The 2,908-nt window shown below is 67.7% G+C and carries 2 protein-coding genes; both read right to left on the bottom strand.

Annotation, left to right across the window (positions count from 1 at the left end):
• Nucleotides 1-1,336, bottom strand: a 1,336-nt coding sequence (locus JWP65_RS14870; protein ID WP_299765074.1) for an ATP-binding cassette domain-containing protein, incomplete at its 3' end; no start/stop codon positions are given.
• A gap of 1,225 nt (nucleotides 1,337-2,561) precedes the next feature.
• A partial coding sequence (locus JWP65_RS14865; RefSeq protein ID WP_299765072.1) for a hypothetical protein occupies nucleotides 2,562-2,908 on the bottom strand: 347 nt, incomplete at its 5' end.

The raw sequence follows: 2,908 nt of genomic DNA, 5'->3' as shown, positions 1-2,908 counted from the left end.
AGGACAGCAGCCGGCCGCGATCGAGTTCGACGATGCGGGTGGCGACGCGGTCCAGGAACGTCCGGTCGTGGGTGATCAGCACGACGCTGCCGCGGAAATCGATCAGCAGGTTTTCCAGCCACTCGATAGAGTCGAGGTCCAGGTGGTTGGTCGGCTCGTCCAGCAACAGGACGTCGGGGCGCCGCACCAGGGCCTGGGCCAGCGCCACGCGCTTGCGGTTGCCGCCCGACAGGGTGCCGATCAAGGCCGCCGGGTCCAGACGCAGCCGCTCCATGGTCTCGTCGACGCGCTGCTGCCAGTTCCAGCCGTCCTGCGCCTCGATGCGGCTTTGCAGGGCGTCGAGGTCGCCCTCGCCGCTGGAGTATTGGTCCAGCACGTCGAGCAGGTCGGCCAGCCCGGCCCGGACCGCCTCGGACACCGTGTCGCTCTCCACCAGCACCGGCTCCTGCGCTACGAAGGCCGAGCGCAGGTTCTGCTGGAGCTGCACCTCGCCGTCGTCGGGGCGCTCCATGCCGCCCAGGATCTTGAGCAGGGACGACTTGCCGGCGCCGTTGCGCCCGATCAGGCCGACGCGCTCGCCTGCCTGCAGCGAAAAATCAGCGTGGTCTAGGAGGGCAACGTGGCCGAAAGCCAGCTGTGCGTTGGCGAGGGTGATCAGGGCCATGGATGCGCGTGCAAAGCGGTCGAGGTTATCACCGCTGGTACTGCACTGCAGCGTGGAAAGCCGTACCGCGGCGTGGCGCATGGCTATATTGAGCACACAACGGGCAAGGAAGGGGATCCGCTCGGTGCGGCATCGCTGCAGCGGAAGCGGCCGGTGGAGGAACTGACGACAGTGGTCGCGGTGTGTCGCATCCTTCCGGCCGTTCCGCTCCTTATGGCGCGCCCGCTCTTTGCCGCGGCAACGCCACCGGGTAGCGTGCCGCGTGCAGCGTGCAGTTGAAACCCAGGGCGGCCTGGCGCCATCGGCCAGTCGGCGCCCAGGCTGGATTGGCCGGCCACGGTCGACGGCTCCGCCCGCTTCAAGGCCGATGTGCGACTGCCAGGCATGCTGCATGCGGCGCTGCGCCTGTGCCCGATGCTGGGCGGCCCGCCCGGTCGGGTGGCCGGGCGTGCGGGCCTCGCGCTGCCTGGCGTGCACCGGCTGGTGATGCTGCCGGCGTATGCCGGCTCGACGGCTGGGTTCGCCATGGCGCGGATTGGCATTGCAGGCCGAGCGTGCCGCCGCGGCGGTGGAAGTGGAGTAGCGGCAGCGCCCGCAAGGTGCGCTGGAGGCGCGCCGGCCGCGGCCGAGTTGCAGGAGGCGCTCAAGAGCGGCGACGGCTACGTCTTCCATGAGGCGGACCTGGGCCGCGCTGAGACGTCCGCGGCTCGAACCATCGAGGCTTCCTACTCCGCTCCCTATCTGGCCCACGCGACCTGGAACCGATGAACGCAACGGCAGTGGTGCCCCCGGAGATCGGTGGAAGTGTGGGCGCCGACCCAGGCGCCGCATGCCGCGACGTGGCGCCCCCGATTGCCGGGGTGCCGGTCGGTAGCGTGCAGGCGCATGTCGCGCTGCTCGGCGGCGGCTTCGGGCGCCGGCTCGAAGTGGACGATGCCGCACATGCGCTCCGCGTCGCCATGGACATGCCCGCACCGCTCCAGCTGCTGTGGAGCCGGGAGCTGGACACGATGCATGACCTCTGGCGGCCGATGCGGGCAGCGCGGCTGCGGGCGCTGATTGGCGCGGAAGGCCTGCCGGTCGGCCTCACATCCGCTTCCCCCGCGACGCGATTACCCCCCGCTGGCTGCAACGCGCCCCGCCATGGCAGGACCGGTCGAGGTGCTGGACAAGATGGCGGCGGAGGGACTGTTCGACCAGCCCTACTGCTTCGCCCAGCAGCGCATCGAACACGTGTTCACTCGCCTGGGCGTGCCGGTCGGGTTCTGCGCTCCGTCGGGCATTCGCACAACGCCCTCTTCCTGGAATCGTTCATCGACGAAGCCGCGGTGGAGCTGGGCCCGACCCGGTGCCTCTCCGCCACCGCCTGCTCAACAAGGGTTCGCCATCTGGCCGCGCTGGGCCTGGCCGCTGCCCGGGCCGGCTGGGGTGGCCCGCTGTGAGCGGCGCGCGCGCGGGGTCGCCCTGCGCGAGTCGTTCGGCTCCATCGTCCGTCAGGTTGCTGAGGTGTGTCCCTGCAGGCCGGTAGGCCCAGGGTGCACCGGCTCGTGTGTGCCATCTATTGGGGGGTCCATCAATCCCGATGCCGTGGCGCAGCAGATGGAGCGTTCGGGGTCTTCGCCTTGACGGCGGCGCTGCACAGGCATCGACATTCACACCGGGTTGTCCAGCAGGCCAACTTTGCCGGCTGTCTTTGATGCTCCGACTGGCGCGGCCCTCGTCGTGGAGTCCTGGATCGTGCCCAGCAACCGCCCTCCATCGGGCCTGGGAGAGCCGGCGTGCCGCAGCTGGCGCCGGTCGTTGGCAATGCCCGTTCACGCCCAGCGGGGTCCGGTTGCGCTCGCTGCCGTGGCTTGGTGGGCGGCCCTCCGAAATGGTGCTATAGTCGAGGGCTCGGCTAATTGCGACGGCTCGTACGGCGCAGCAGGCAGAGGGGGAAAAGAAGTCGAAGAAACTTTGACTGGGACTCAAAATCCGGTATAGAATTCGAGGCTTCGCTGATAGCGGCAAGTGAGTCGGAAACGACAAGCAAAACGGCAAACAGCAAGTCCCGATAAGTTGACAGGTCTTCCAAAACTGTGCGATAATCGAAGGCTCCGCTGATCGCAGCGGGGTTAGCAAGAAAAGAAGCCCAGCGCTGAAGTTCTTGCAGGTTCGTTAAAAATATACAGCCGATAAGCGTGGGCGTTTGATGGCGACTGCCAAGTTCTTCGGAACAAATCAAACGCTCATATGAAGAAGAGA

The sequence above is a fragment of the Ramlibacter sp. genome, assembly GCF_028292805.1.
Taxonomy (GTDB): Bacteria; Pseudomonadota; Gammaproteobacteria; order Burkholderiales; family Burkholderiaceae_C; genus Ramlibacter.
The sequence above is the reverse complement of the archived record's forward strand: the minus strand, read 5'-3'. Positions and strand labels throughout refer to the sequence as shown.